We start from the raw sequence: 25,285 nt of genomic DNA on the forward strand, positions 1-25,285 counted from the left end.
CGGTCATCCCGCGTGTGCGTTAGGCCTGAGGAGGCCACGCACGATGAGTTCCACACCTGCCACGTCGCCGGACAACGTGTTCCCGGCGGTCAAGCACCGACCCCGCCCGGCCGTCGCGCCGGCCGTGACGCGATCACTCGCCCCGGCCCGCAAGGCGCTGCTCGGCAACTCGGACGTAAACCTGTGCGAGCACGGCGCCGGCGCCGTCACCGGCGGGCTCGTCGACCCGCACCGGTTCAGCATGCTCGTCCAGGCGTACCAGGCCGCGAACGGCAACGCCTCCCTGCTGGTCGAGAAGCGAGTCAGTGAAGGCGTTGTCTTCGTCACCCAGCAGCACGACCGTTTCCTGGATTTGGGCATCCTGCCGGACATCGCCGGCGCCCGCTGGCTGCACCAGGTCAAGAGCCGCCTGCAGCTCGACGCGGGCCGGCCGGTGGCGACGCTCGGCACCTCCACCGAGAACGGCCGCCCCTGGGCGGTGATCGAGCTGACGGTCACCGACCACGCCGAGTTCGCCGACCGGATCCGGGAGGCTTTCCGGCGCACCGCCCCCGACGGGCAGGCCGTCAAGAACGACTACACCAACAGCATCCTGCAGTCTGGGGTCAAGGAGCCGCTGACGCTGGTCGTGATGCGGGTCGTTTTCGCCGACGGCTCCGAACCGGAGTACTACCTCGTCGCTATCGACGGGAACTCCCGGCTCGTGTCGACGTGGAAGGCCCGCGTCGGCGGTGACGCGGAGCAGGCCGCGACGGCGTGTATCGAAGCGGTCGTCGGCACCGCGTCGGGTAAGACGTTCCGGCACGTGACGCAGCGCGCCGCCCGTGACGCTATCTCCGCGCAGGTCAATCTGATCAATCGTGGGCTGCAGGACGAGCAGCTGACCGAGACCACGATCCGGCTCGGGCAGACGCTGACGGTCCCGTCGGTCGTGGTCGTCGGCGGCTGGGCCGACGGGGCGACCGGTAACCCGCTGACTGACCTGCCGGCCGCGCGCGAGGACCTGATCGCCTCCATTCATACCGAGGCGGCACCGTGGGATGAGGAGGCCAAGGCCGAGCAGACCATGACCCGGATGCTGCGCCGCGCGGTGCTGGAGACCGGGGCGATCGACGCGGACACCCGTCAGGCGATCGAAGGTCGGCTGACCGTCGACGAGATGCACGCGCGTCTCGGCCTTCCGCCTAACCGGCTGTGGGCGACCGCGCTGACGTTGCAGGCGATCCTCAACGGCTGGGACAAGGGCGTCTCCACCCTGTTCGCTGAGGAGTTCGCCAACCGGCGCCCGACCCGGATGGTGATCGGCAAGCAGCTGTCCACGACCGCGCTGGCGGCGTACAAGACCGATCCTCAGTACGCGGTGGCGAAAAACGCGTTCGCGGACGGCGGACCGATCACCGACCGGGTCTGGAAGTCGCCGTGGACGCTGACCACCGGCGACAGCGCCCAGAAGGTCCTCGACGACATCCTGGACCGGGCGCTGGCCGGGGAGTCCAGCGCGATCGCGGAGCTGTCGGTGCTCGGCGGGACCGCGGCGATGCTGCAAGCCCTGCTGACCCGCGACCGCGGGTCGAAGCTGACCGAGTCCGGTGAACGCGTCGACCGTAAGGTTCCATACCGCACCCGGCCGGACAAGGTGATCGCCAAGCTGACCGAGTCCGCCGGTGGCCTGCGGATGCTGCACTCGCTGGCCACGGCGTTCGTCGGCACGGGCAACCCGAAGATGTTCCACACCGAGGACGACCCCGCGGGCACGTTCACCGCCGGTGACCCGGTCACCGACAACGCCGGCGCGCAGGTCAACATCGACTACGAGTGGGACTTGTTCGCCGCGGCGGACCCGGCAGGCACCCGCGAAGCGCTGGCGGAGATCGCGGCGCACGTGCCCGTCGACCAGCAGGAGAAGGAGCCGCCGGCCGTGACGGCCCGCAACCTGCTGCGCGACTCGGCGAAGAACGCGGTCGCGGCCGTCGACACCCTCGTGGTGCTCTCCGCCAGCCAGGGCCGCGACGTGTTCGGCGACCCGGTGAAAATCGAGGAAATCAAGAGCAAGCTGCAGAAGGCCCGCGACAAGCTCAACCAGAACGCCCCGGAGCCGTCGACCGATCCGTTCCAGGAGGAGTACGACGACGAGGATGGTGACGGCTGATGCGTCCCAGCGCGCCTATGTCCGCGCAGATCCACCGGGTGCGCCGCCTGATCGGAGAGCACCTCGCAGAGCCGGGCCCGGCGACGGTGCCTGTTGCGGCGCTGACCGCGGCGGTGCGTACGCCCCGCTCGGCCGTGTACGTGACGTGGGACAGCCGCGGCCGGTGCCGCTACGTCGGCAGTGTGCACCGGCCCGCGGCGCGTGCTGCGGTCGCTGACCGGCTAGCCGAGCACGCCAGGATCCCGGCGCGGCGCAGGACCTGGTACGCCGTCACGGTGTTCCCGTTGCTCGACGGCGTGACCGTCGACTTGGTGCGCCACCACGAAGGCTGGGCCGCGTACGCCCTCGACCCGCTCGACGGGTCCGCGCACCCGGCAGCCGGCATGCAGGTGCCCGGGTTGAACTGACCGGCCGGCCGGCGCCGTGGGCTTCAGTTTCACGGCGCCGGTCGCCCGGGTGGGGACTGTGCCACGAAAGGCTCTGGCATAGAAACCTTGGTCGAGGTGGCCGCCGTCCTATGGTCCAAGACGTGCGTGATCATGATGCCCGTAGCCGGCTGGCGGAAGCGAGTATCAGGCCGCCGTGGAACCGAACCGGCCCTCCAGCCCTCGAATGATCTCCAGCGCCTCGCGGAGCACCTCGTCCCGGCTGCCCGAACCCTTCCCAGCAGACGCAGGCGCCGGCTGCCGGACCGGATGCGGGTCCACCGTGTCGATGCGGACCGCTACCTGCATACTTCGGCCCAGCAGACGCGACAGGGACTCCGCCAGCGAGGGCCGCAGCCGAGACTCGACGACGTCGCGGGTGAAGGAGTCCGGAACGGCCAGCAGCACCGTGTCCCCGACGATCGTCTCGATCCGGGACCGTTCGATGTAGGCGCGCTGCTGCGCCGACGCGATCATCATGGACAGGTCGGTGACCACGTCCGCCCACAACTGGTCGGGATCCAACGCGGGTGCGCAGACGACATCACGCACTAGCCGGGCTGCGTACACCCAGTCCCGAGTCCCGGTTCGTTCGGCTTCCCTGTCCAGTGCTGCGGAGGTCTGCGCGTCGACGGGAACGAACAGGATCCGGGACCTGGGCTGAGCTGATGTGACCGCGTCGATGAGGGCCTGCTGTCGGCCAACGGAGGCGAGCCAATCGGCGACGGGAACCCCGGCGCCGGCGGCGGGTGCAGTGAACGTTTCGAGGTCGGCAGTGCTGATCTTCACCTTCGGCATGGCGGCCATTCAACCTGGGCGCGCAACGACACGCGAGACCTGGAACGAGTCGACACCAGTGGCCAATGTCGCTCCCGCCAAACCCGCCTAACGAAGGTCCCAGCGGGTGGAACACGCGTGAAGATTTTGGTGATCACGTGCTGAAACGTCGGGAGTGTTCCCGGCGCTTTTCCGGCTCCGGCAACACTGCCGGTGTCGAGGTGCTGGTCGCCGTCAACGGTCTGGCCCTCCGACAGATGCGGCTCCTCGACCCAGGCACCACCAGCGGAGCACGCCCAGCCCGCGAGGCCGATAAGCAGGTCGGTCAGGTGACGGCAGAGCAGGTCATCGAACCGGGTCGAGGTCCCGGCAAGGTAGGCGTGGATGACCGTCTCCTCACCGGGGTGCACCGGCTGTGCTGCCGGTCCGGTAACCGGCAGTGATCTGCGTTGAGCTGATTGCGCGCAAGGCACTCCGGTGGCGCTCAAATTTGGCTCTGGCGCAGATTTGGTGATCGATCACCATATGCCTGCTGGCGCCGACTCCGGATGTGGTTCGCGCAGATTCCACGGTTCGACCTGAGCTGTAAGCGGTCCATCGCCGGACTACTGAAACCGCAACGTCGGCGGCTTGTCGGCCCGGGTCGGTCAGGGGATGCCTGGGCCGGCGTCAACGGCTCGGATTAGGGGGACACCGCAGTCTGCGATTATCGGGCGTGCTGCTCGCGGTGGTAGGCCAGCTGGACGGCGTCGATCCGGTGCTCCGGGACTTGGTGCAGCACGCCCACCGGCGCGTGGTCATCGGTATCGCGGACCGTCCCGTCGTCGTCGATGTAGATCGCACCGGTATCGAACATCACGTGGTGGTTCGGGCAGAGGCAGAGGATGTTGGCCTTGGCGTCGGGGCCGTTGTGCGGTCGGCCCAGAGCGCGGATGTGCGCCGCCTCGGCGTACCGGCCGGCGGGGGTGACAATCTGCAGGCCGCACACCTGGCAGGCGTACTGGTGCAGATCCTTGACCCGGCGGGCCTTCTCGGTGCTGCGGACGATGCGCTGCACAGTCGTCCGGATCCGCGGCGCTTCGGTCCCGGTGGCTGCCTCGTCCTCTTCATAGCAGTACCAGAGCATGAAAACCATGGAGACGATCGCGAGGTGTCGCATCTCTTGACCGATTTCGTACCCGAAATAATCCAACTCGTCCGCCCTGACATGCCGTGATATCGCCGCCCCGGGTGACGCTTTCTCCAACCATTCATCCAGGTCCGCCAGATCATTTTCGCGGCCTAATCCGTATTTCGGGAGTAACCTCCTGAGTCCTTCACGGTCGTATCCTGGGAGCGTTCTGAGCCGTTCCTGCAGGGGCGATGGTGCCACCCCGGCCCCTATTCGCAGCATCAGATCAACGCCTTCGGCCGATACCGCCAGCGCGATGTGCAAGCCGAGATCCGGGTTCTTCGCCTCGGCGGGGAAAACGCAACACCACATAGCGTCGACCGGCTTGGCACCCTGCGGAACATCGCTGGTGAAGACCGCCATCGACGGCTCCCTGCCGATGTACTGCTCAACGACGTCATGACCGATACCGGCCAGCCTTTCCCGCAACGCCTTGAAATGCTTCGCATCCTTCGCGGAGATCTTGCCACCACGCGAGCAACGCGCGATGAGGTCGCAATCCTCGCTGCCCACCAATCGCACTAGTTCCCGAAGGATGTGATCCTCGTCGAATGCCGTCATATGCTCCAACCTAGGTCGGCGACAGACGCCGCGTCCCTCGATCGCCGCCCCCAGCTAGCCGAACGATGGAGAGCGGATCGGGTGAACGGGTGGAGTGCACGCCGCATACGCGCTGTTGCGCGCCGGGCGTCCCAATCCGCCGAGGGTTCTTGTCGGACCCCGTCCGTACGGTCCGGCGCATGGCATCGGAGATTTTGGAACACTTGACCGGCGCGGCTGATGCCGCCGGCGAAAAGCTGACCGAAGCGGAGGTCAGCCAGGTGAACGTCGACCGGCTGCTGGCAGATCTTGCCACGGCCCGCACGAGCACGGTCCGTACCTTGCCTCCCGACCCGTTCGCCCCTGTGCCGCGGCGCTGGGTCGACGCGAACGGCCGCACGATGGTCGACATCGAGATCGAGGTCGACGACGCCTTCGGGGCACATCTTGACTCACTGCCCGACGCCAACGCGTTCATATTGGACGCCGCCCTGCGCGAGGTGAATCGATCCACCCTCGGCCGACACGCCTACTACCGCCGGTTGACAGCCGCCGCGCAGGAGCTCGGCCTCCGTGTCGGCTGGGGCGCCGACCTTGACCAGTGGATGGACCACTACCCCGAACCGCCCGCCCACCTCACCGCCGACGTGCTCGCCGCGCACGCCGAGTGGCTGAAGCAGCGCACCACCCGACGGTAAGGAGCAAGAAAAAGAACGGCCAGACCAATGAGGCACGCGTACGCAACCTGGAAGCGCACGTCTTCCGGACCGACTGCCGCCTCCGCGACTTGGAAGCCCTGGTGGCCGAACTGACCGGCACCGACGAACCGTCGCCGGGCGGCCACCGCAATCGCCTGGACCGCCTCGAACGGGAACTGCAGAGGCTCAGTCAGTTGGTCTCGGCTGCCCGGCGCACGGGCAACGACGCCGAAACGAACACCGGCACGCCGAAGTGAGCCTGGACACCGGGGCCCCGCACCGAGCATGTGGGGCTCCGGGCAATCGGCGAGGCTGGGCCACACACCGAACGGCGTCGTCGCTCAGCCGCGGTGGAGCTAAAGTTCTGGCCGACGTCGCGGGCATGGCAGGCTCTTCGTCTGAGCGCCAGCGAAGGAGGACCTTACGGCGATGGACGACTTCCAGCCCGGCTACCCAATCGACCTGCGCTCCGATGGCATGCGGGGGCGCGACGCTCGCAGGTATGAGGGCGACTTCGAGTACCTGGCCGCGCGTGTCATTGCTCGGCTGACGGGTGAGCGCGTGGTAATCCAGGACGACAACAGCATTCAGAGCATGGCGGACGTTCGTATCGAGTATGGGGACCGTCCAACCGCGTTCGTGGAGATCGTGTCTGACGTCGACCCCGATTATGCCCAGCTGCATCAGTTGGTCTTCCGGGGCCAAGAGATGGGCTCCCCTTCGCTTGGCCGGATCTGGTACGTCACGGTCTCGAAGTTGGCCAAACTCAAATCACTTAAGCCCGCCCTGGAGGCGTTCCTCCGACGGCTGGAGGACGCGGGCGTGTTTCTGGAGCTCGTGCAGCCCGACGGCAGCCTTGCCCAATCCCCGGTGGAAGAACTACGCCAACTCAATGGCCTCGGCGTCGTACAGCTCTGCTCTCGGCTACCGCAGCCGGACGAGGAGCCGAAGATCCTTCTCTACCCTCAGGGCGTAGGCGGTCTAGCAGAGCAGGACTGGCAGACGTTCATCACCTGGTTGGCAGGCTTCCTGAGTGCACCCGGTCAAGCCGACGTGCGCAAGAAGCTTGAGCAGACGGGAGCCGTCGAGCGCCACGCCTTTGTCGGTGAGTCCCCACGTGTTCCGTAAGACCGTCGCCACCGTCTTGAGTGGACAGGGCCTAGTCACCGAAGCCGCCGGCCAGCTCGGGCACGTCGACGAGAGCATCACCAAGAAGTTCTACATCCAGAAACCAGCGACCGCCCCGACGTCAGCCACGCCCTGGAACTGCTGATCGGCGGCGGAAATCGTCAATGAGATGACCGTCGGGCGGATAGCTAAACGTGGACCATGCGGGATGCGGGCGGTGCCCGCCGACGTCGTCCACCACTGCGGCAGGACCAGTAACGGCTGAGTTTCCTAAGCCTCGTCGTCGGCGCCGTGCGCGGCCGCGGCCAGCCGCACGTGCTCGCCGGTCAGCGTCCCGGCCGCGCACAGCTGCAGCAGCCGTGCCACCGTAGCCGCTCCGCTGCTGTGCGGGATCTGCCGCCCTACGAGTGCGCCGCTACCGGTTCCGTGGCGTGCGGCGGTTTTTCAACGCCCAGAACAGGTTGCCCGCGCAGACCAGAGCGCAGGCGCCGAACGTGACCGGCGGCCACCACGCCCCGCCCGGGGTCCACCAAGAGGCAAGCGCCAGCCACGCGAACACGATCAGCAGCACCGTCCAGCCGATTACGAACCACGGCACTCGTCGACCGGCCACACGCCCTCCCCAGCGCTCGTCACAGCGGCCCAGCAAAGGCGGGTCGTCCGGACACATTTCACAGTCAACTACACCCAGAGATCCGCAGGCAACGATGCCGTGCGTCACTCGACGGGTGGAGGCGCGGGTTGTCTGACCCTTATGCGACGTCCCACCCGATGTTTCTCAGGAGGACCTTCGCGGACGCGACCAGGTACAGCGCGAGCTGGTTCTCGCCCTCGGCGAGGATCCGGTTCAGGTTCCGGTTAAACACCGCCCGGACTATCCCTTTCGACTCCGGCGTCTGCTGCTGCAGTTCCCCCTCAATGATCTCGGAATCCCGGCGAATTGCCTCCACGTCGTCATCCGGTAGCCCGAGCACGGGAAGCGCCAGCACAATCGCCTGCACCAGCTGGCGCAGCTCGTCACCGACAAGCCCGGACGAGGTGGTGGCGTTCTGGGTGACGTGGTCGCCCCAGTTGAGGTTGCTGCCGCTGATAGTGCCGATGTGAAAGACGTGGCCCGGCTGTGTCTGCCTTTGTTTGTTCAGGAACTCTTCCACGCTCACCCCTGACTCGATGCACCTCTGGCCCAGTCCTGTCAGCCGTACTGTGAGCGGACCTTCCAGCTCTGCGACATAGCTGCCGCCTTCGATGAGGCCAGCTTCCTTGAGCTGCTCGGCGACGCGCCCGACGAGATTGTCCGGCAGTGTTGATCCTTCAAGGACGATCTTCAGGCCGTCATCACCCCGAAGCTGCGTCCACTCCGTCCCGTTGGGACTTTCCTGGTAGAGGTACTGAAGAATGCCTCGTTCTGTGGCGCTGCGCATCTCCGCTGGGTTCGTACGCCGACGGCGACGTTCCTCCACCTCAGCCCTGCCGGTATCGGTCAGGTAAGCAGCGGTTCCACCGAAACCCATCGTCTCGGCGAGCTTGATCAACCCTTGGTTGTGAAGGAGACGCAGCGTGCCTCGCCAAAGATCCTCGGCGTGGTCGTCAGGAGTGTCACTGAGGAGATCAACAAAACTCGGAATCTCGCCGGCGTTCTCCGGTACGTGGTCGTAGAGAAGTTCGAGTGCTCGGATGCGACGGCTATGAGAGTCGGACACCAGGTCCTCCAACGCGTTCGGTGAGCATGCATTCAATCAGGGCCGCGCCCACGGACCGCCGCATGGATTACGGCATGTCCGAGCCGTACGGACATAGAGGCCTGCGACGTGAGTGCCGACGAACGTCCGCGGCAAGGGCAGCACCAGCCGCACCGTATTCCTCGGCGCCGACGGCCGCACCGCCCTGGCCGACTACCCGGAACACGAGCGTCCCGCCGACACCGAACCGGCCGCGCTGTTCCTGTCCGCCGCCTCCATCGGCTCCCGCCGCCGCGACGGCCGGCTCTCCCCGCGCTCGATCAACCTGATCTGCGAGCAGATCCGGCCTTTGGCACGACGCCGAGCACACCGGCCCGGCCCGGCACATCAGCCCGCTGCGACCCACGACCTGCGCCACTCGTTCGCCTTCGCGCTCGCCGCGGCCACCGGCAGCGACGCCTACAAGCTCGAACCCCAGCTCGGCCGCCAGTCCCAGCGCTATATCCACCGCTACCCGAACCCACCCGAAGACATAGCGGCCCGGCTACGTCGAACAGATGTGATCACCGCCGTTTGCGGTTGGTGACACGGTTCTTACCGGTGACCGCGTGATCCGGGTACGGATCGTCGCCGACGACATCGACGAGCTGTACGCCGCGGCCGCCGCCTTTAAGGCGGCGCTCGCCGTCACCCGCACCAGCCAGCCGGTCGCCGCCGCTCCGAGGACGGCGTCTCGCTCTACCTCAAGGCCCAACTGCCCGCCTCGGCCGACGCCGCGGCGGGCGCGGCGTCGGCCGAGCACGGACCCCACCGCGGTGCCTGACTACGGAGTTGCTCGATGCAGCGAGCCGCCTACGCCCCCGACCAGCTCGCCGCCGAGCTCGGCTGGAATGGCCCCCGACGGGTGATCTTGCGAAACTAGCGGTAGGGCTGGGTCAACCACCACGAGGCCCGGACCCCCACGGCCCTGGGCCTCACCCGTATCTGCCGTGCGGCCGTACCCGCAACCGGACACGGCCAACTACCATCCCGGGTCGGAACGGCCGAACCCGTCGGCCAGCAGCGGAACGGACACAGCATGCCTGACCTGGGGAACGTGCCCGAATGGGGCGCAATCGTTGTCGCCCTCGTGGCAGGCGTGTACGCGGCCTGGTCCCGTCACGAGGCGAAGCGGTCAGCCAACGCCGCCGAGGAATCCCTGCGCCACCAGCAGGCCCCACAGTTCACCGCTGAGGTCGAAAACCCCGGCGGCGACTCCGAAGGCAGGCACGGCACGCACCAGCTCACCGTCCGCCTCATCGCTTCGTCCGCCGGCCCCATCGACCGGCTGCAGGCCGACATGCTCACCGAAGGGGTGGCCTTCCCCCGCTGGCAGAACGGCGTCGAGGCAACGATCCGGCCACCCGAGGCGGGTTGGGACGCGGGCGGTTACCACAAGTTCAGAGCGGTACACGCCTACGAAGACACGACCCCAGCCAGCCTCGAGGTCGGCGATCGCGCCTCGTGGCGGATCGAGTTCGAGGACGAAGACGAAGGCCTGCCGAAGCTGGAAGAGATCGAGGTCCGGGTGACCGCCGTGCAGGGCGAACGGTCTCCATGGGTGTGCGTGGTGCACGCCCCGCTCGTCGCGCACCGCACCCACAAGAAGTACCTGGAGCAGCTGAACCGGATCCGCGACCACATGTTCAAACCGCCTGGCGAGCGCGGCTCGGCTCGGAGCCCGTACAGCTCGTGACAGCCCCCAACTGGTGATCTTGCGGAAAGCTAATGGTAAGGCTGGAAAGGGCCATTTGGGGAGGCTGCTCACCACGTGAGAGTGCCCATCTCCGGATGTACGGACAGGTCGTCGCGGATCCGGCGGATGTGTGCGACCGCCTGGTCTATTAGGTGATCAACGACGGTGCCCTCCGCGACGTTTAGGCGCACCTCCAGCGCACGCGCGATCCCGAGCTCGTCAAGGTGACGCCTTCGCCTCTCGGTGACGATGTCGCCGGTTCGGCTGGGCATTGAGCGGTTGATCCAGAATGGGCTCGGCCAGGCGACAGGCGCTCGGGCCGTCAAACGGGTACCTTGGTCGCCGGGGATGAGTGCCCAGTAGTCAACGTCGTACCCGACCCAGAACTCGTGGTCAAACACGGTTACCCGACGTAAACCTGATCGCCCCGGTCTCGAATGGTGCTGACCTTGTGGGAAACGCCGGCGTTTGTTAGACGGCCCGAGAGTCGCTCGCACATCCGGCGAGCGATCCGCACAACCTGAGCAGTGGTCCGGCCGACTGCCGCATCACGCACCATCTCGGTGAACGGCACGAACTCGGTGACCTCCTCTACCTCCGCGGCTAAAGCAACCAGCTCATCGAACCGCTTGCCGTCGTCGTCGGCGACATCGTTCAGGAATCGGTTCCACGCCACCAGCAGGACAGCCTTCCCGCCGGCCGTTCCATGCCACACCCCGCCGCGTTCAGTGATCGGCACCCCAAGCTGGTGCTGCACTTCGGCCGCGAGGGCAGCGGGTAACGGGTCTCGCGTCACAAACACCAACAATCCGTCGCCCGCCGCCGCATCCAGGCGACGCTGAGCCTGATCCTCCGACGTCAACGCGGAGTCGACCTTCGTCTCGATCACCGCGAGGTGCTGGCCGTTCCGAGACACCTTGAAATCGAAGAACGACCGTTTGCCGGTCACCGGATCGGCCAGGTACGCCTCGCGCTCGATGAATGATCCGCTCAGACCACGATCGCCGAGTCGCCCCAAGGTCTTCAGAAACGCTGCAGCGATCGCATGGTCCCCGTCGAGCACAGACTGGAGTGCGTTGTTGGTGGAGATCTCCGGAGCACCGGACGACCGGATCAGATGACGAAGGGCTTGGTATTTCGGCCATCTTGCTCAGTTGCAATGGCAAGCGGTCCAGAGGACGCTGCTAGTACTCCGGCAGGAGATCCGTTCTGAGCTGTGGTGACGGTGTGGTTTGTCCGTGGACAGCAAGCAGCCACCGTCGAGTCTCAGCGGTTGTGTGGACTACCGAAAACGCGGCGGTGGCTGCCGCCTACAGAGTAGACGCTTAGCGATGGTCTGAGCTGTTCAGCGACCTGATGGACACGATCGAGGCACGCTTCACCCGGCCTGAGCCCCGGCGCCGGGTCCGCGATTTCGTCGCCGGTTTGTTGGCGCCGCTGCCGGTCAAGAACTGCTGGACGCTCGCCGAGCACGCCGGCGACGACGGCCCCGGCGGGATGCAGGACCTGATCGGCCGCGCCAGCTGGGACGACGCCTTGGTCCGTGCTGACGTCCGGGACTTCGTGACGGCCCGGCTCGGGCATCCGGACGGGGTGTTGCTGGTTGACGAGACCGGCGATCTGAAGAAGGGCACCCAGGCTGTCGGGGTGCAACGGCAGTACTCCGGAACGGCCGGGAAGATCGAGAACTGCCAGCTCGCAGTACATCTGTCCTATGCCTCACCACTCGGGCACACTCTGGTCGACGTCGCGCTCTACCTGCCGAAATCCTGGACCGATGACCCGCAAAGACGTACGCAAGCAGGGGTCCCTGATTCCGCCGCCTCTTACTCGTGTCCGGAGCGCTCTGCCGAGCGTTCGGACGCCGGCTGACCTCGCCCCAGTTTCAGGAGTTGTCTTGGGCTCGCCTTGTCGGTGGGTCGGTATCCGTGGTTGGAACTGGCGAGCAGCTCGACGGGCTGATCTCCGCGAGGCGGGTCCCACTGCTTAGCAGTGCCGCACAGTGCTGAGCGCTCGAAGGTGCCGACCACTGCCTAGCGGTTCAACCGGGGAGCTTGGGCATTCCACCCTTACGGTGGCCTTCCTTGTGCTTGCCTAAGAGGTGAATAAGTGCACGACGACGGCGAAGGCTGAAGACTGTGGCCGAGTCCTTCCGGGATGTCTTGGGGCAGCTTTTTAAAGCTCGTTTCCCTCTGCTTTACATCGAATCTTTCGAGGAGCAGCGGGTTATCGCGGAAGTTACTGCCGTCGCGTCCGATTCGGCGCAGGTGCGGACTCCGCGGCGTATCGTCACGTGGTCACGGACAGAGGGACTGCGCCCAGCCGAAGGCGCCGACAAATCGGCGACGACCGAGGCCGCGCGCGCCCTCGACGTGATCGTGCGACGCGACGAGCCGACGGTGTACATCTTTCGGGACTTGCATGCCGATCTTGGAGATGGGCATCGTCCACCAAACTCCGACGTTGTGCGCAAGCTGCGTGACGTTGCGGCGGCATTTCGTGTTGGCTCGGTTGCCCGTGTCCTTATCCTGGTGTCCCCGGTACTGCGGATTCCCCGTGAGCTGGAGAAGGACCTCACTCTGGTGGACTTTCCCCTTCCTGGCGAACGTGACGTCCGGGCGCTGCTGGACCGTATGATCGAAGCCAACGCAGGCAGTGGGCGAATCAGAATCGACGTCGATGACCTGGGCAAAGAAAAGCTTGCCAAGGCCGCGTGCGGGCTCACTGTCAGCGAGGCGGAGAATGCCTTCGCGCGAGCTATGGTGAACGATGGCGTACTGAATGACGACGACCTCGACGTCATCTTGGAAGAGAAGCGGCAGACGATCCGCAAGTCCGGATTACTTGAGTTCGTTCATGTCGACACGAATTTGTCCTTTGTCGGCGGGCTTGAGAATTTGAAGCGGTGGCTGGACCGGCGCAAAAATTCGTGGCTGGCGGAGGCTGCAGCGTACGGACTGCCGGCTCCGAAGGGAGTCCTAATTACCGGCATCCCTGGCTGCGGGAAGTCGCTGACCGCAAAGGCGGTCGCTGCCGCTTGGGGTCTTCCGTTGCTCAGGATGGACATTGGCCGGATGTTCGCAGGAATTGTGGGATCGAGCGAGGAGAACATGCGGGCTGGCATCCGCATCGCGGAGGCCACTGCGCCATGTGTGCTCTGGATCGACGAGATTGAGAAGGGCTTCGCAGGGGCTGTGAGCGGCGGGGGAGACTCCGGCACATCGGCAAGGGTCTTCGGCTCCTTTTTGACTTGGATGCAGGAGAAGACCCAGCCGGTTTTCGTGATCGCCACGGCTAATAACATCGATCGCCTGCCGCCTGAGTTCCTGCGCAAGGGCAGGTTCGACGAAATCTTCTTCGTCGATTTGCCGACGCTGCTGGAGCGCGTACCGATCTGGCGGATGCAGCTTCAACGTCGCGCTGCTCATCTGGTTTCCGACGAGGAATTCGTCACCCGGTTGGGCCAGCTGAGCGAGGGATACTCGGGCGCCGAGATCGAGCAGGCAGTCATCGGGGCATTGTTCGACGCGTACGCGGAGCGCCGCGCTCTGCAACCCGAAGATCTCTTTCGGGCGCTGACCACGATGGTTCCGCTGAGCGTGACTCAGTCCGAACAGATCACGGCAATACGGGAGTGGGCCGACGTCCGGGCGGTAGCCGCGACAGCGCCGGAAGACCGGGCTGGGTACACCGCAACCGGCGACGGATTCCTGCCAGGAACGCCGATAGATACCAGCAATTGGCCTGCCGGGACCGACCCGTCGATCGCGGCTGCACGCGGGGGCCGCACCGTTGACTTTTGAGGGCGTATGAGCATTTCGATCATTCTGGTCCCGCTTGCTGTTGCCGCAGTAGCCGCGTGGGAGGGCACCCGACGCGACGGCAGTGTTACGGGGCAACGGGCATGCCAGGTGGGTACCCGGATGCGGGACGCAGAACTACTGCTCGCCGCTCTGCAAGACACATCCGCCAACACCAGCCGCCACGAGTTGGACTTGGTCGCCGACTGGCAAGGTGTCCGAGCCGTCTTCAGTCGAGGGGAGGACGGCATTTGGACCGCTCATCTGACCGGGCAAGTGGACGAGGAGCGGGCTCTTGGGATCGTGCGCGAGGTGGACCGGGCGTACGGAAGGCAAGTGCAGCAGACAATCATCCGTCGGCTCCATGACCAGGCGCCCGCCGCCGGGATGCGTCTGGAGTCGCAAACAGTTGAGGAAGACATGAGTGTCACCATGGTCCTCGCCGTCGGCAACGGCAGGTGACCATGATCCGGCGAATTGTCGTCAATGTACGCCCGGACGGCACCGTCAGCGCCGAAACCCAGGGGATTACCGGTGTCGACTGCCTGGAATACATCGAAATGTTGGAAAAGCTGCTGCTAGCCAAGACTGTTGAGAGTCACTACACCAGTGATTTTCATCAGACGGAAGAATCTGATTATCACAGCCAGACGGCGCAGGGAATCGAAGGTGTCTGACCGTCCGTCCTCGCCGAGTCCGCTCGCCAGTAGCCGCTGGCGGTGGCGTAATAGCCTCTGGCTGCTCCCCACCCTTGTTTGCTTCGGTCTTATGACATGGTCGGCATTCCTCTATATCGGCGTCCGAGCACGCAAGGCCTACTGGATCGGCGTGGGGGCCGTGTATCTTCTAGCGACGGTCGCCTACTTCGTGCTTATCGAGACGACGAAAAACGAGGAGGGGAAGTCGTCGGAATGGGTCGGCGGGTTGGCCGCTGCAATCTGGATCGCCGGCATGGTGCATGCGATCCTGGTCAATCGGAGTTGGTTGCGGTGGCTCGCCGTCAACAACTCACCGTGGTATGTCCGGCCGCTGCAATCAATGCCGGTGCATGCCCCGCTCCCGGACCAGATCCACGATATGGGCGTCGGACAGCAGCAGTTCTACGGCTCGAGCCACCCGACCGCGCCGCCGCCGACCGCCGTATCGTTGGACGTGGCGCGGGCTAGTGCCGAGCAGCTCAGCGTGCTACCCGGATTTGACCTCGCCCGAGGCCGACGTGTCGTGGCCGAACGGAGTTCTCAAGGTGGCTTCCGGACGGTGGAGGACTTCATAGCCGCTGCAAGCCTGGCACCGCATGAATACGTCCGTATCCGTGGATTGGTTACCTGCTCTCCCCCCGAGCAGAAGCCAGGCGGAAACACAACTGACCGGATCCTCGACTTCTAGGAGCAACCTCGTGTCCGCGACCGTCGTCATCGGACGGGTTTTGGCCTCGACCGACGCCGAGGGGCCTGGCTGCCGAACCGCAATCTGGGTTCAGGGCTGCAGCATCCGCTGTTCCGGCTGCTTCAATCCTCATTTCTGGTCGCTCAGCGGTGGAGCCACGACAACGGTGCGGGAGCTCCTTGGCATCGTCAAAAAGGCAGGCACCGAGGGCATCACCCTCCTCGGCGGGGAGCCGTTCGATCAGGCGGAGCCACTCAGCGAGTTTGCCGCCGGCGTTCGGGCAGCCGGTGGGTCGGTCATGACCTTCACGGGTTACACGCTGGCTCACTTGCGGGCTGCGGGCGATGACTCTATACCGGGGGCAGCAGCTTTGCTCGCCGCGACGGACCTCCTGCTCGACGGGCCGTTCCTTCGCCACCAGATCGACCGGTCCCGGCCATGGCTGGGCTCAACGAACCAAGGCGTTCATTTCCTTACCGACCGGTACGCATACCTTCGCAATCAACTTGCGAGCGAGCGGGACCGCATTGAAGTAAGGATTGGCCCACAGGGAAGCGTGGAGATCAACGGATGGACGGACATCGAAGCGCTTGACACACTCCTGGCCGGTGTGGTAGAGCGTGTCACGCCGGGCCGGTAACGGACAGGTACGCCAGCATTCCGACGGTGCTGGCGATGAACGGAGTGCCTAGAGGCAGCCGGCTCCGGCCGGAGCCGGAGATACGCAGGACGACGGCGTTAATGACCGCCAGAATCCCGCCCAGAAGTAGCGTGGTGACCATTACACCCCAACCCCGCCAACCAATCAAACCGCCAACGCTTAACACAAGTTTTATGGAACCTCCGCCGATTTTTAGGCGTAGAACACGATCAAGGCTGAGAAACAGTAGGTAAGCAGCAGCTGCTGCGAGCAGGGATCTGATCCACGCCCTCCAATCGCCACTCACGGCGGCGGCGCCTCCGAGTAGGACGAATACGCCACCGGCCGCAGCGTGGGTCAACTGGTTTGGGAGGCGCCCCGTACTCAGATTGATGAACGCCAGCGGAATGGCGCAGAGAACCCACCACACGGCAGCCGCGGCCCCGAGAAAATGCGGACTCGCCTCTGCGGCGGCCAGCGCTGCGGGCACGTGCAGACCTCGACGATGCCAGCAGCGGCACCAAGGCGATGACCGCACTGGCCACACCGGCCGACCGGGGACAACGCCCTCCATGCCGCGCCGCCCGGGGCCACATGTTCGCCACAGCCTACGCATTTGCCCCCGGGTGAAGTGAACCTGATGATCAGATAGCGGATGGTCGGAGTGACCAGCAACAGCCACAGCCACCGCAAGGACGAGTTTTTCGGCGCCGCATGCGAGGCGTTAGCATCGATCGTCATCGTACCCTCTCGCAGTGCATGGCTGGCAGTAAAGGCCGTCTCTGGCTAAGCTAGTAAGCATTTCCGACCGCAGTTGAGTCTGCCTCCAATTTGGTGTTGGCATCAGATGCGTTTGCGTCGAGGAATTGGAGGGCTCGCACCACATCTGCGGTTATAATATTGTGGAGCCATCGACTACTCATCACGTCTTCAACGGAGACCGGTGGAGGCCTGGCCCATGCCTCGGACTACCTATAGTCTCACTCCATCGCTGACGCCTACCTAGTGTAGTCGTATCTTACGTTAGCCGCAGCGAATGCGAGACTTCCGGAGTGGGTTGGCTCTGGTCTTATTACGCATCAATTTCAGATGCGATCGACATCGCCGGAACACAAAACAACTGCTCGCACCCATTGCCAGAGCGCGGTTATGGCGTGCGGACCGGTCCCAATGTAGTCGGCAGATTTCTATATCCGATTTTGCAATGGTTGGCTCCGGGCGTTCCTAAAGTGACGGGGTATGGGCCGGCGCGCTGACGATTGGGGGCACTGCGTGGGGTAAACCGGCATGGTTCGGTGTTGGTGGGCGGCATGAGTGCTGCCCGTGGTCGTAGTCGCCCGCCGCCAGCGGGCCCAGCCCGGCAGCCCGTCGATCGTCGATCGTCGACGAGCACTACCCACCGCAGACCGGTCCGCGGCCGTTTCACCGGTGAGCGGAGGATCGGCGCCGAGTATGCGCCGACGGTGACGGGTGCTGGTGTTCGGGCTCCGCAACCTCCGCATCCGTTCGGGCGGCGTTGTCCGGCGATACTGAGGGTGTGCCGAGAGCGCGTGACACCAATGTGCGGATCCCTCAGGCTGCACGCGACGCCCTCGTGAGAATCGCCGGACGATGGCGGCAGTCCTTGGACGAGACGATGCGGCGGCTACTCAACGAACATCTTGCTGCGCAGGAGTCCATCGACGACGAGCGGGAGCGACTGACGCACGTCTCAACCGTGATGCGGTATCCGCTGCCACTGCCCGGACGTAACCAGCCGCGGCAGGGTGTCCAACTACGGTTGCGCCTTGACGAAGGCGTCGCTGATCGGGCTCGGGCGGTCTCATTACAGCTGCCTGGGCAGTACCTACGCGCCCATCGGGACTATCAAGCACGTCTGCTGACTGATGCGGTGATGACTGCTATCGCCAGGCAGGAGCTGATCACGGATGAGGTTCTCGACGGGGTGATGCCGCTGCTGCGACACGGCGCTGCCCTTGGGTTGTGGCGACTGACGACGGCAGCGATCAGCACACGCTCGGAGCTGGACGTGTACAGGCGTGCGGACCTCAGCCACAGCCAGCGCATAGCGGGGATCGCCTCAGGCCCGGCACCGCGGATCGAATACGTGGCGGCGGCGCTCCGTGAGGAGGACGTTGCCTGGCATGCGACATACCGCAGCGAAGCCGTTCAGTTCCTAGCGCGGAAACTACTCCCTGCTAGTGCCGAGGACGTAGAAGACATCCTGTTCGGGCAGGACACACCCGAATGGGACGACTTTCTGCTGGCCATGATCTACCGCAGCGAGTTCGACGATCCGATGTCCGGGTTCCGACCGCCGATGCACGACTTCGAAGGTCGCGGCGGTTCGGCGGTGTGGCGAGCCAAACGCTGTCTGGAACGTCACGACACCTTGTTGTGGCTGAGGCGATCACGTAAGCGTGGCGCGCCCACGACAAGGGTGGTTCATCCACCCGGGTGGCCATTGCGTTCGCCCGACCGGTGGCAGTCGACCGTCTGTCCTCTGGGCCCGTTATTGCCGCCGATCTGGAGTTCGCATCTGGACGCCGGACGCGTGCTCGACATCGGTGCGGTCGGTCGACCTGTGCTGTGGCCAACCATCGAAGGGCCCAGTGGGGAGGCAATCCCGGTACCGCGGTTCGACGTCGTGACCGCCGCGGCACGAGGTGTGCATCTTGACGAGCTGATAGAGATGCTTCTTGTAGACGTGGCCGATCCGGCCTCGTCCGGCGACGCGGAAGCTGAGTTGAAGTCGGAGCCTGATGGGGATCGTGTCCCGGCGGACAGTGATGCCGATATCGACTTGGACGATGGGGTCCGGCTTGACGGGTATATCGACGAGTGGGAAAGCCAGCCGCTCTCCATGACCGCTCACCGGGCGTTCAACCTCGGACTGATCGACGCGGCTGAACGGGATGCTGCCGTCGATCATGCCCGAATCGCCACGCAGGAACACATGCAGCACGTGATCGCATCGCTCGTCGGAGAGGACGATCAACTCTGCTCAGACCTCCGGGCCGCGACGGACGCGCCGTACCTCTTCGCCGCGCTGGCCCGTCGTGGGCGGCGGCGTTTGTCGATCACGACCTCGAGTTGGACGTGGCCGGTCACCTCACTCGCTGCGGTGATCGCTGACTCGTCGGTCCCCGTAAGGGCGGTGGAGTACCTGGCGCAGCTGATGCGGTTGCGCTGCAAACGGCGGTTGGAGAGGTCGATGGAGCAGGCCGCGCGTGCCGCGTTCGATCGCTTCGGTTACGACCCGAACTCGATCTTGTGACACCGACCGTCAGTAAGCGCCTGTTCCGAAGCTCGATTCTGGGTCTCGATCCATTCAGAACAGCCGGATCCCTAGCGGGGCCGGCGTAAGGAATCGAGGAAACGTGGGAGCGATCGATGAAGCCGACAGCGCGGTCATCGCTGCTAGAAGTAGAGGTAGAGGTAGAGGTAGAGGCCGGGAGCCGTGGCGCCGGGTACGTAGGGCGATGACGGTGTTGGCGCAGGTCGCCTTGGGTCAGCTCATGGCCTGGCTGCTGCGTAGCTGGCTCGGGTAGACAACCGACCGCTGGGCGGCGCACGGGCCCTCGAAGAGCACGACAACATTCCAGGCTTCCGGGACCACGACTTGCACATCGCCTGCGCCAAGTGCAGCGTGTAGTGGCGCTACCCGACTGCAGGAGCCTGCAGGGCAGGGATCATATGCCCACAGCCGTGAACGCCAAGGTCTGACGGAAGACTTGCGAGCTTGTATACGGCACCGGGCCGGATCGTTCCGGTGCCGCATACGCGAGAACCGACGGGGCGTCGAACGACGCGCAGGGGCTGTAGTAACCGTGCGTCACTACAGCCCGTTACATAAAACGTCCGTTGACTGTCAGCCGCCGTTCCGCAGAACGATCCGTTGACCCCCGCTTATCAACTCGGCCCAACGCGTGAGCTGAGGCTCGGGGATCGGCTTCCCTCCGCCAGCCGTCCAGTGACGGGCGAGGACCGGCTTCACCTCACCGACCGGGCGGCCGGAACATTCTTCGAAGACCTCGTCCATGACCGGTTGCATCTTGGCGTTGAACTGTTCCACCGCCTGCCGGCCGATCCGCTCCAGAGCACCCGGCTTGAACGTGATCTTTGTGCGTGCCACAGACTCTCCCCCGTTGTTCGCATTACTGCATCTAGATCAGCGTATGCGCGATCTTCGTACCTGCCAGCACACGATCGGGCGACTGTTATTGCCGCCGCGAGCGGAAATGTCGCCAGGGGATTTCAGTGCGGCCGGCAGCTCGTCTGGCGGGACACTGAAGATCGCCACAAGGCGAGGACGAGCCGGAAGCGATGTAGATCGCCGGGAGGTTGAGCAGCGCCCACGGGCTTGTGGTTTGTCCGCGAAACGAACGTCTCGTGCACAGGACTCGAACAAGGCCAACCCGCATGTCCGTGCCATCGCTTGAAAGTTGAGCGCACTCACCTCGGCTATGACAGTAAGAGTGGTGTTTCGGCGTAGCCGGAACGTCCGCTTTCGTGACCTCGGGGTCCTGGCCCATGGGGAGCGCGTTGGGAGCACTGCTCTGACCCGACCACGTCGCTGGGCTCGACAGAGGTGACGGCGGCAGGGGGAGCACGTGCTCCTCGCCGGCCGCGATGTTTGCCCTGTTCGGAGGTCGTCCTCAGTGATGCTCGGGAGCACCGCCACGATGAAATTGGGTTATTCGGGGTGGGCGGTGCTGCGCTGCTCCCAAATCCGACAATCAGACGGGGAGCAGGCGGGGTTGAAATCAGCAGCGTTGAACAGCGCCGAGCTGCGTTCAGTGGCGTCGGGCGACGGCGGCTGAGCAGGGCTGATCTGTGTTTGTTCTGTTCAGGGGCTTGATCGGGCTACGTTCACACAGGAGTGGTCTCTGGGGAAAGCGTTCGGCGGGCGGACTGTTGCAGAGCGGTACGCCGACCTGATCGCGTCGGGGCCGGCGGAGCAAGGCAGGAGACCGTAGTCCAGCGTTGTCGGGGTTGGTCGTCTGATGCCCGATCGGCTGTCGCGCTGGCGCCCGCGGCAGCAGCTGCCCCCGTTTACCCCCCGAAAACCCCGGCCGGTGGTTCAAAATCAGTGACAAGCGGTGATCATTTGTGTCCTACGTTTGTGCAGCTTATTGCCAGTGCGCGACAACCAATGACAAGCTCGGAATGGTCCGGGTCAGCGACAAGGGGTCGCAGGTTCAAATCCTGTCAGCCCGACAGCGAAGGGGTTTCCACAGGTCAGCGACTTGCGGAAGCCCCTTTTTCGTGTCTGACGACGTCACCGGGATCGAGCACGCCGCTTGTAGACCCCTTGACTCGGCAGGTGACGAGACATGCCCCTACTGAACCTCGACCGACTGTGCGAAGGCCTGGAGAAAGGCGACTGGGCCGGCTTTCTCCGCGACTGGGACCGCACCCTTCGGGCTGCGAATCACCCGGAAACGACCCGCTACAACTACCTGCTGGCGGCCGCCCAGTTAGCCAAATACCTGGGCGACGAATCACCGGATCCTGACGCCGACGACGCCGCCCAGGACCCGACGATGGTCACGAAGGCGCACTGCGAATTCTTCCAGGCGTGGATGATCGAAACCCGCTCCGCGTCGACCGCGCTGAACAAGCACAAAGGTCTCCAGCAGTTCTTCAAGTACCTCCTCGAGGAAGAGGAGATCGACAAGTCGCCGATGGCCCGGGTGAAGCAGCCGATCGTCGAGCAGAGACTCGTTCCGATCATGGGTGACGACGACACGAAGAAGCTGCTCGACTCCACCAAAGGTAAAACGTTCCTGGCGTTGCGCGACGAGGCGATCATCCGGCTGTACTACAACACCGGCGCCCGCCTGTCCGAGATCGGGAATCTGCTGTTGACCGATCTGGACATGAACACCGAGTCGGTCCTGCTGCACGGCAAAGGCTCCAAAGACCGCCGGGTCCGATTCGGTCCGAAGACCTCACGGGCCATCGCCCGCTATCTGCGGGCTCGCGCGAAGCGGAAAGGCGCCGCCGAGGTGCCGCAGTTGTGGCTGGCCGAACGCGGCGCAAAGGCCCTTGCGCCGAACGGCATCAAAATCATGCTTAAGCGACGCGGTGCCACGGCCGGCGTGCAGGGCACGCACGCGCACCGGTGGCGGCACAACTTCGCTCATGAGTGGCACAAGAAGGGCGGCAACACCGGCGATCTGATGCTGCTGCTCGGCTGGGCGTCGGAGGACATGCCGCGCCGGTACGGGGCGAGCGCGGCCGCGGAGCGGGCGCAGGAACTCCAGACGCAGATGGGCATCGGCGAGAAGGTCTGAGCCGCCCGCCTGGCCGACTCTTGAAGGAGGACTACCGGAGACAACCGGGGACAACTTCCGCTGAGGTGGATCGTGGCCTGAAGATGAGGTCACGGTTCGATGGAGGGCGACTACGTGCCCTTTCATGTAGTCAAGGAGTCCAACACCGTAAGCGGGCGAGGCCGGCCCACTCGAAAGAGTGGCTGCACGGCCTCGCCCGCAGGTGATTCGGGCAAGCTACGGACAGCGGCCGAAGTGGAGGTGGTGAGAACTTATGGAGCGCTCGCGAGCGGTGGCGTTGGTCGAGGAGGTGCTGGGGCGTCTCGTGGATGGCCACGGGGAGTGGCCGTTGAGCCTCGTCCGCGAGGTGTATGTCTTCGGTTCGTTCGCACGCGGCGCTCTGCAGCCGGGCGACGTCGACCTCAATGTGGAGATCGATAGGGACGATCGGTGGAGGGCCTGGTTCATTGACGCGATGACAGCGGGGCACGACCCGTATGTGCGGTTCCGCCAGGCGTTCGTGGGGCGCAAACGCTTGGTGCAGTTTATGTTCAGCGGCCTCGATGGCGCTGACTTCCCGATGACGCTGCTCTGGCGTCGCGGTGATGACCTGAACACAGCGCTGGGCCGGCTTGCCGAAATCAAGGCCGATCCGGACGCGGGCAGGGCTGAACGGCACGCGATGCTGCCGCAGTTCGAGGGACTAGACCACTGGGTGTCTCGCTTCCATCGGGAGCATTTTGTTGCGGCGATCGATTCGGGTGCGATCACAGTGGAGCGGGTGACGCTTGCGGAGGCGGAGCCACGTCACCTCGCTCACCCGGTGGTCGAGGACCACCTGTGGGATCGTTGGCCGACGACCAGCCCGCTGTATCGGGCAGCCGGCGCCGTCTTCGCGTACCTGATTGATCGGGGAGTGGACCCTGCGAAGTTGCATCTACACGGAAAGGATGTTCGTGCTGGGAAGACGCCGTACTACGCCGGATTCTCGCTGCGGTACCTGCGAGCGATGCAGTGGTGCTTCACGGACTATGGTGGCCGCGAGTGGATCGAGGTCGTCCACCCAACTAAGCGCGGCGACATACACGCGCTCCGGGTACTCCCCGCGTCGGTGGAAAAGCTGAAGGAGCTAGAATGGTTACGCAGCTGAGCTCGACCCCAAAAAGGTGGCCTGAGCTGCGGAAACTCTTCAGGTAATAGCACCCGCAACCCGGCAGGTTATTGGTTCGCGTCCGACCTCATTCCCAGCTTATATCGGAATTCCGGAATCGTCCAGTGATTCTCGCTCAATTGTGTAGGTGATCCGGATTGCGTTATGGGGATTTCTTTATTGTCGTTTGTTGGCGCGCATCAGTGCTCGATGTCGATCGTCTCGGATGTGGCGGGAAGCGGGTTTGTTGTTCTTAGCCTTGTCGACTCGCGGGTTCTGTCGGTTCGGTTTGTGCGCGCCGGTTCGTTGCAGAGGTAAGCGGGACTACTGTGGACAACCCCGGACATCTTCCCCGGTGCAGATCTCCGGCACGAGGATGAGAGAACCGGCTGCTGACATGGCTGGCGCCCTAGTTGAGGGCTGGCTGGAGATGCTCGGGGGTGGCGGTGCTGGATCTGCAAAGGGTCTGCCACGGGCTCACGCCGGCTTGGTTCGACTACCTGCGGGACTGGGACCGCACGCTGCGCGGCGGGAACTATCCGGAGACGACGCGTTACAACTATCTGCTCGCGGGTGCGCAGTTGGGCCGGTATCTGATCGAGAATGCCGGGGATCTGGGTGCGGGGGAGGCCTCGCAGGATCCGACTGAGGTGGCGCGGGGTCACGTTGAGGAGTTTCAGGCGTGGATGGTGCGGACGCGGTCGGCGTCGACGGCGTTGAACAAGCACAAGGGGTTGCAGCAGTTCTTTAAGTGGTTGGTCGAGGAGGAGGATCTGGAGCGGTCGCCGCTGGCTCGTGTGAAGCAGCCGAAAACCGCTCAGGTGTTGATTCCGATTCTCGGCGACGAGGACACTGCCAAGATTTTGGCGACCTGCAAGGACAAGACTTTCCTGTCGTTGCGGGATGAGGCGATCATCCGGGTCTTCTACAACACCGGCGCCCGGCTCTCGGAGGTCGCTGGGCTTGAGCTCGACGACGTGGATCTGGACCATGACACGTTGCTGTTTCACGGCAAGGGCATGAAGGACCGCCGGGTGCGGTTCGGTGGCAGGTCCGGCCGGGCATTGAGCCGCTATCTGCGCGTGCGAGCCCGCCGCCGTTCTACGGGCTCGGCGGCGTTGTGGCTGCCCAAGGCGGGTGAGACGCCGCTGGCGGCAAACGGCATCAAGATCATGCTGCGGCGCCGGGGTGAGCTGGCCGGGGTGGCGAACGTGCATGCGCATCGATGGCGGCACAACTTCGCGCACGAGTGGAAGCTGGCCGGCGGTGACACCGGGGATCTGATGCTGGTTCTCGGCTGGGCCTCGGATGACATGCCGCGCCGGTACGGGGCGAGCGCGGCGGCGGAGCGGGCGCAGCAGGTGCACGCTCGGCTGCGTATCGGTGACCGGGTTTGACCTCGGGGGAGGGATTGACTGTGGCGTTGACGGAGCGGCAGCGGGTGCGGCGGGCGCGGATCGCGGCGCACGCGTCGTGGGCAAATACCGCTGATCGCAAGGGCCGGACGACGCCGGCGACGTCGGCGTTTCTGGCCCGGTTCGAGAAGCAGGTGGACCCGCTCGGGGTGTTGGAACCGGAGGTACGGGCGCAGATGGCCGCCCATGCGCGCCGGGCGTACATGCTGCAGTTGGCGGAACGGTCGGCGAAAGCCCGTGCGCGCCGGGCTGCTGGTGGCTAAAGGTGGTGTCGATCGGGTTGTTTGCCTTTATGACGGATCGTGGCAGGTTGT

Annotated in this window: 27 protein-coding genes and 1 pseudogene; 20 read left to right on the forward strand and 8 right to left on the reverse strand. The window is 64.9% G+C overall.

Annotated features, from left to right (window positions below; genetic code table 11):
• The first annotated feature begins 43 nt into the window (after positions 1 to 43).
• Complete coding sequence (locus B0I29_RS35015; RefSeq protein WP_146616990.1) at positions 44 to 2,149, forward strand: hypothetical protein; 2,106 nt, start codon at positions 44 to 46, stop codon at positions 2,147 to 2,149.
• Complete coding sequence (locus tag B0I29_RS35020) at positions 2,149 to 2,556, forward strand: hypothetical protein (RefSeq protein WP_146616991.1); 408 nt, start codon at positions 2,149 to 2,151, stop codon at positions 2,554 to 2,556. The genes B0I29_RS35015 and B0I29_RS35020 overlap by 1 nt, the downstream gene beginning before the upstream one ends.
• A 165-nt stretch (positions 2,557 to 2,721) precedes the next feature.
• On the opposite strand, the gene B0I29_RS35025 is transcribed toward B0I29_RS35020, so the two are convergent.
• Positions 2,722 to 3,372 carry a hypothetical protein gene (locus tag B0I29_RS35025; RefSeq protein WP_111653423.1) on the reverse strand — a complete coding sequence of 217 codons (651 nt, stop codon included), beginning with the start codon at positions 3,370 to 3,372 and terminating at the stop codon, positions 2,722 to 2,724.
• 137 nt (positions 3,373 to 3,509) lie between these two features.
• Here B0I29_RS35025 and B0I29_RS35030 point away from each other — a divergent pair, with 137 nt between their 5' ends.
• Positions 3,510 to 3,794 carry a hypothetical protein gene (locus tag B0I29_RS35030; RefSeq protein WP_111653424.1) on the forward strand — a complete coding sequence of 95 codons (285 nt, stop codon included), beginning with the start codon at positions 3,510 to 3,512 and terminating at the stop codon, positions 3,792 to 3,794.
• A 263-nt stretch (positions 3,795 to 4,057) separates the two neighbouring features.
• Here the strand turns inward: B0I29_RS35030 and B0I29_RS35035 are convergent, their stop codons facing one another.
• Positions 4,058 to 5,083, reverse strand: a complete 1,026-nt coding sequence (locus B0I29_RS35035; protein WP_245973002.1) for an HNH endonuclease — start codon at positions 5,081 to 5,083, stop codon at positions 4,058 to 4,060.
• 179 nt (positions 5,084 to 5,262) lie between these two features.
• Here B0I29_RS35035 and B0I29_RS35040 point away from each other — a divergent pair, with 179 nt between their 5' ends.
• The 4 genes from B0I29_RS35040 (at position 5,263) to B0I29_RS35050 (ending at position 7,033) form a co-directional block, all read left to right on the forward strand.
• Positions 5,263 to 5,760 (forward strand): hypothetical protein, encoded by a 498-nt coding sequence (locus B0I29_RS35040; protein WP_146616992.1) that lies wholly within the window; start codon positions 5,263 to 5,265, stop codon positions 5,758 to 5,760.
• A gap of 101 nt (positions 5,761 to 5,861) precedes the next feature.
• Positions 5,862 to 6,017 carry a hypothetical protein gene (locus B0I29_RS46085; RefSeq protein WP_181558132.1) on the forward strand — a complete coding sequence of 52 codons (156 nt, stop codon included), beginning with the start codon at positions 5,862 to 5,864 and terminating at the stop codon, positions 6,015 to 6,017.
• Between the two features lie 172 nt (positions 6,018 to 6,189).
• Positions 6,190 to 6,888: a hypothetical protein gene (locus B0I29_RS35045; protein ID WP_111653426.1), complete on the forward strand. Its 699-nt coding sequence runs from the start codon at positions 6,190 to 6,192 to the stop codon at positions 6,886 to 6,888.
• Positions 6,878 to 7,033: a hypothetical protein gene (locus tag B0I29_RS35050; RefSeq protein ID WP_245973004.1), complete on the forward strand. Its 156-nt coding sequence runs from the start codon at positions 6,878 to 6,880 to the stop codon at positions 7,031 to 7,033. The genes B0I29_RS35045 and B0I29_RS35050 overlap by 11 nt, the downstream gene beginning before the upstream one ends.
• Positions 7,034 to 7,303: 270 nt before the next feature.
• Here the strand turns inward: B0I29_RS35050 and B0I29_RS35055 are convergent, their stop codons facing one another.
• Together B0I29_RS35055 and B0I29_RS35060 are read right to left on the reverse strand one after the other, a co-directional pair.
• Entirely contained in the window at positions 7,304 to 7,501 is a 198-nt protein-coding gene (locus B0I29_RS35055) for a hypothetical protein (protein WP_146616993.1), read from the reverse strand.
• A gap of 139 nt (positions 7,502 to 7,640) precedes the next feature.
• Positions 7,641 to 8,588 (reverse strand): hypothetical protein, encoded by a 948-nt coding sequence (locus B0I29_RS35060; RefSeq protein WP_146616994.1) that lies wholly within the window; start codon positions 8,586 to 8,588, stop codon positions 7,641 to 7,643.
• A gap of 112 nt (positions 8,589 to 8,700) precedes the next feature.
• On the opposite strand from B0I29_RS35060, the gene B0I29_RS35070 reads away from it, so the two are divergent.
• Together B0I29_RS35070 and B0I29_RS35075 are read left to right on the forward strand one after the other, a co-directional pair.
• Complete coding sequence (locus B0I29_RS35070) at positions 8,701 to 9,153, forward strand: tyrosine-type recombinase/integrase (RefSeq protein WP_111653431.1); 453 nt, start codon at positions 8,701 to 8,703, stop codon at positions 9,151 to 9,153.
• Between the two features lie 492 nt (positions 9,154 to 9,645).
• A complete protein-coding gene (locus B0I29_RS35075) occupies positions 9,646 to 10,302 on the forward strand; it encodes a hypothetical protein (RefSeq protein WP_146616995.1) in 657 nt (218 codons plus the stop codon).
• 68 nt (positions 10,303 to 10,370) lie between these two features.
• Here the strand turns inward: B0I29_RS35075 and B0I29_RS45385 are convergent, their stop codons facing one another.
• Entirely contained in the window at positions 10,371 to 10,574 is a 204-nt protein-coding gene (locus B0I29_RS45385; protein ID WP_146616996.1) for a hypothetical protein, read from the reverse strand.
• A gap of 131 nt (positions 10,575 to 10,705) precedes the next feature.
• Entirely contained in the window at positions 10,706 to 11,365 is a 660-nt protein-coding gene (locus B0I29_RS35085; protein ID WP_111653434.1) for a hypothetical protein, read from the reverse strand.
• 293 nt (positions 11,366 to 11,658) lie between these two features.
• Between B0I29_RS35085 and B0I29_RS35090 the strand changes: the two are divergent.
• The 6 genes and pseudogenes from B0I29_RS35090 to B0I29_RS35115 all read left to right on the forward strand — a co-directional run.
• Positions 11,659 to 12,117 (forward strand): annotated as a pseudogene (locus B0I29_RS35090) (IS701 family transposase); the annotation flags it as partial.
• A 323-nt stretch (positions 12,118 to 12,440) separates the two neighbouring features.
• Positions 12,441 to 14,105 (forward strand): AAA family ATPase, encoded by a 1,665-nt coding sequence (locus tag B0I29_RS35095; RefSeq protein WP_111653435.1) that lies wholly within the window; start codon positions 12,441 to 12,443, stop codon positions 14,103 to 14,105.
• Positions 14,106 to 14,111: 6 nt separating this feature from the next.
• Positions 14,112 to 14,564, forward strand: coding sequence for a hypothetical protein (locus tag B0I29_RS35100; protein ID WP_111653436.1), 453 nt, complete (start codon positions 14,112 to 14,114; stop codon positions 14,562 to 14,564).
• A 2-nt stretch (positions 14,565 to 14,566) separates the two neighbouring features.
• Positions 14,567 to 14,779 carry a DUF2997 domain-containing protein gene (locus B0I29_RS35105; RefSeq protein WP_181558143.1) on the forward strand — a complete coding sequence of 71 codons (213 nt, stop codon included), beginning with the start codon at positions 14,567 to 14,569 and terminating at the stop codon, positions 14,777 to 14,779.
• Positions 14,780 to 14,870: 91 nt separating this feature from the next.
• Complete coding sequence (locus B0I29_RS35110) at positions 14,871 to 15,488, forward strand: ComEA family DNA-binding protein (protein ID WP_111653438.1); 618 nt, start codon at positions 14,871 to 14,873, stop codon at positions 15,486 to 15,488.
• Between the two features lie 10 nt (positions 15,489 to 15,498).
• Entirely contained in the window at positions 15,499 to 16,128 is a 630-nt protein-coding gene (locus B0I29_RS35115; RefSeq protein ID WP_245973006.1) for a 4Fe-4S single cluster domain-containing protein, read from the forward strand.
• Here the strand turns inward: B0I29_RS35115 and B0I29_RS47960 are convergent.
• Positions 16,112 to 16,744, reverse strand: a complete 633-nt coding sequence (locus B0I29_RS47960) for a prepilin peptidase (protein WP_111653440.1) — start codon at positions 16,742 to 16,744, stop codon at positions 16,112 to 16,114. The two genes, B0I29_RS35115 and B0I29_RS47960, sit on opposite strands and share 17 nt — an antisense overlap.
• Positions 16,745 to 17,752: 1,008 nt before the next feature.
• Here B0I29_RS47960 and B0I29_RS35125 point away from each other — a divergent pair.
• Positions 17,753 to 19,405 carry a hypothetical protein gene (locus B0I29_RS35125; RefSeq protein WP_111653441.1) on the forward strand — a complete coding sequence of 551 codons (1,653 nt, stop codon included), beginning with the start codon at positions 17,753 to 17,755 and terminating at the stop codon, positions 19,403 to 19,405.
• Positions 19,406 to 19,999: 594 nt separating this feature from the next.
• Here the strand turns inward: B0I29_RS35125 and B0I29_RS35130 are convergent.
• Positions 20,000 to 20,263 carry a hypothetical protein gene (locus tag B0I29_RS35130; RefSeq protein ID WP_111653442.1) on the reverse strand — a complete coding sequence of 88 codons (264 nt, stop codon included), beginning with the start codon at positions 20,261 to 20,263 and terminating at the stop codon, positions 20,000 to 20,002.
• 1,201 nt (positions 20,264 to 21,464) lie between these two features.
• Here B0I29_RS35130 and B0I29_RS35135 point away from each other — a divergent pair.
• The 4 genes from B0I29_RS35135 to B0I29_RS35150 all read left to right on the forward strand — a co-directional run bounded on the left by B0I29_RS35135 (position 21,465) and on the right by B0I29_RS35150 (position 25,234).
• Positions 21,465 to 22,427: a tyrosine-type recombinase/integrase gene (locus B0I29_RS35135; RefSeq protein ID WP_111653443.1), complete on the forward strand. Its 963-nt coding sequence runs from the start codon at positions 21,465 to 21,467 to the stop codon at positions 22,425 to 22,427.
• A 271-nt stretch (positions 22,428 to 22,698) separates the two neighbouring features.
• Positions 22,699 to 23,556: a nucleotidyltransferase family protein gene (locus tag B0I29_RS35140; RefSeq protein WP_146616997.1), complete on the forward strand. Its 858-nt coding sequence runs from the start codon at positions 22,699 to 22,701 to the stop codon at positions 23,554 to 23,556.
• A gap of 440 nt (positions 23,557 to 23,996) precedes the next feature.
• Positions 23,997 to 24,953 (forward strand): tyrosine-type recombinase/integrase, encoded by a 957-nt coding sequence (locus B0I29_RS35145; RefSeq protein WP_111653445.1) that lies wholly within the window; start codon positions 23,997 to 23,999, stop codon positions 24,951 to 24,953.
• Positions 24,954 to 24,973: 20 nt separating this feature from the next.
• Positions 24,974 to 25,234 carry a hypothetical protein gene (locus B0I29_RS35150; RefSeq protein ID WP_220091514.1) on the forward strand — a complete coding sequence of 87 codons (261 nt, stop codon included), beginning with the start codon at positions 24,974 to 24,976 and terminating at the stop codon, positions 25,232 to 25,234.
• The last annotated feature ends 51 nt before the right edge of the window (positions 25,235 to 25,285 follow it).

The sequence above is a fragment of the Actinoplanes lutulentus genome (genome assembly GCF_003259845.1).
Classification (GTDB): Bacteria; Actinomycetota; Actinomycetes; order Mycobacteriales; family Micromonosporaceae; genus Actinoplanes; species Actinoplanes lutulentus.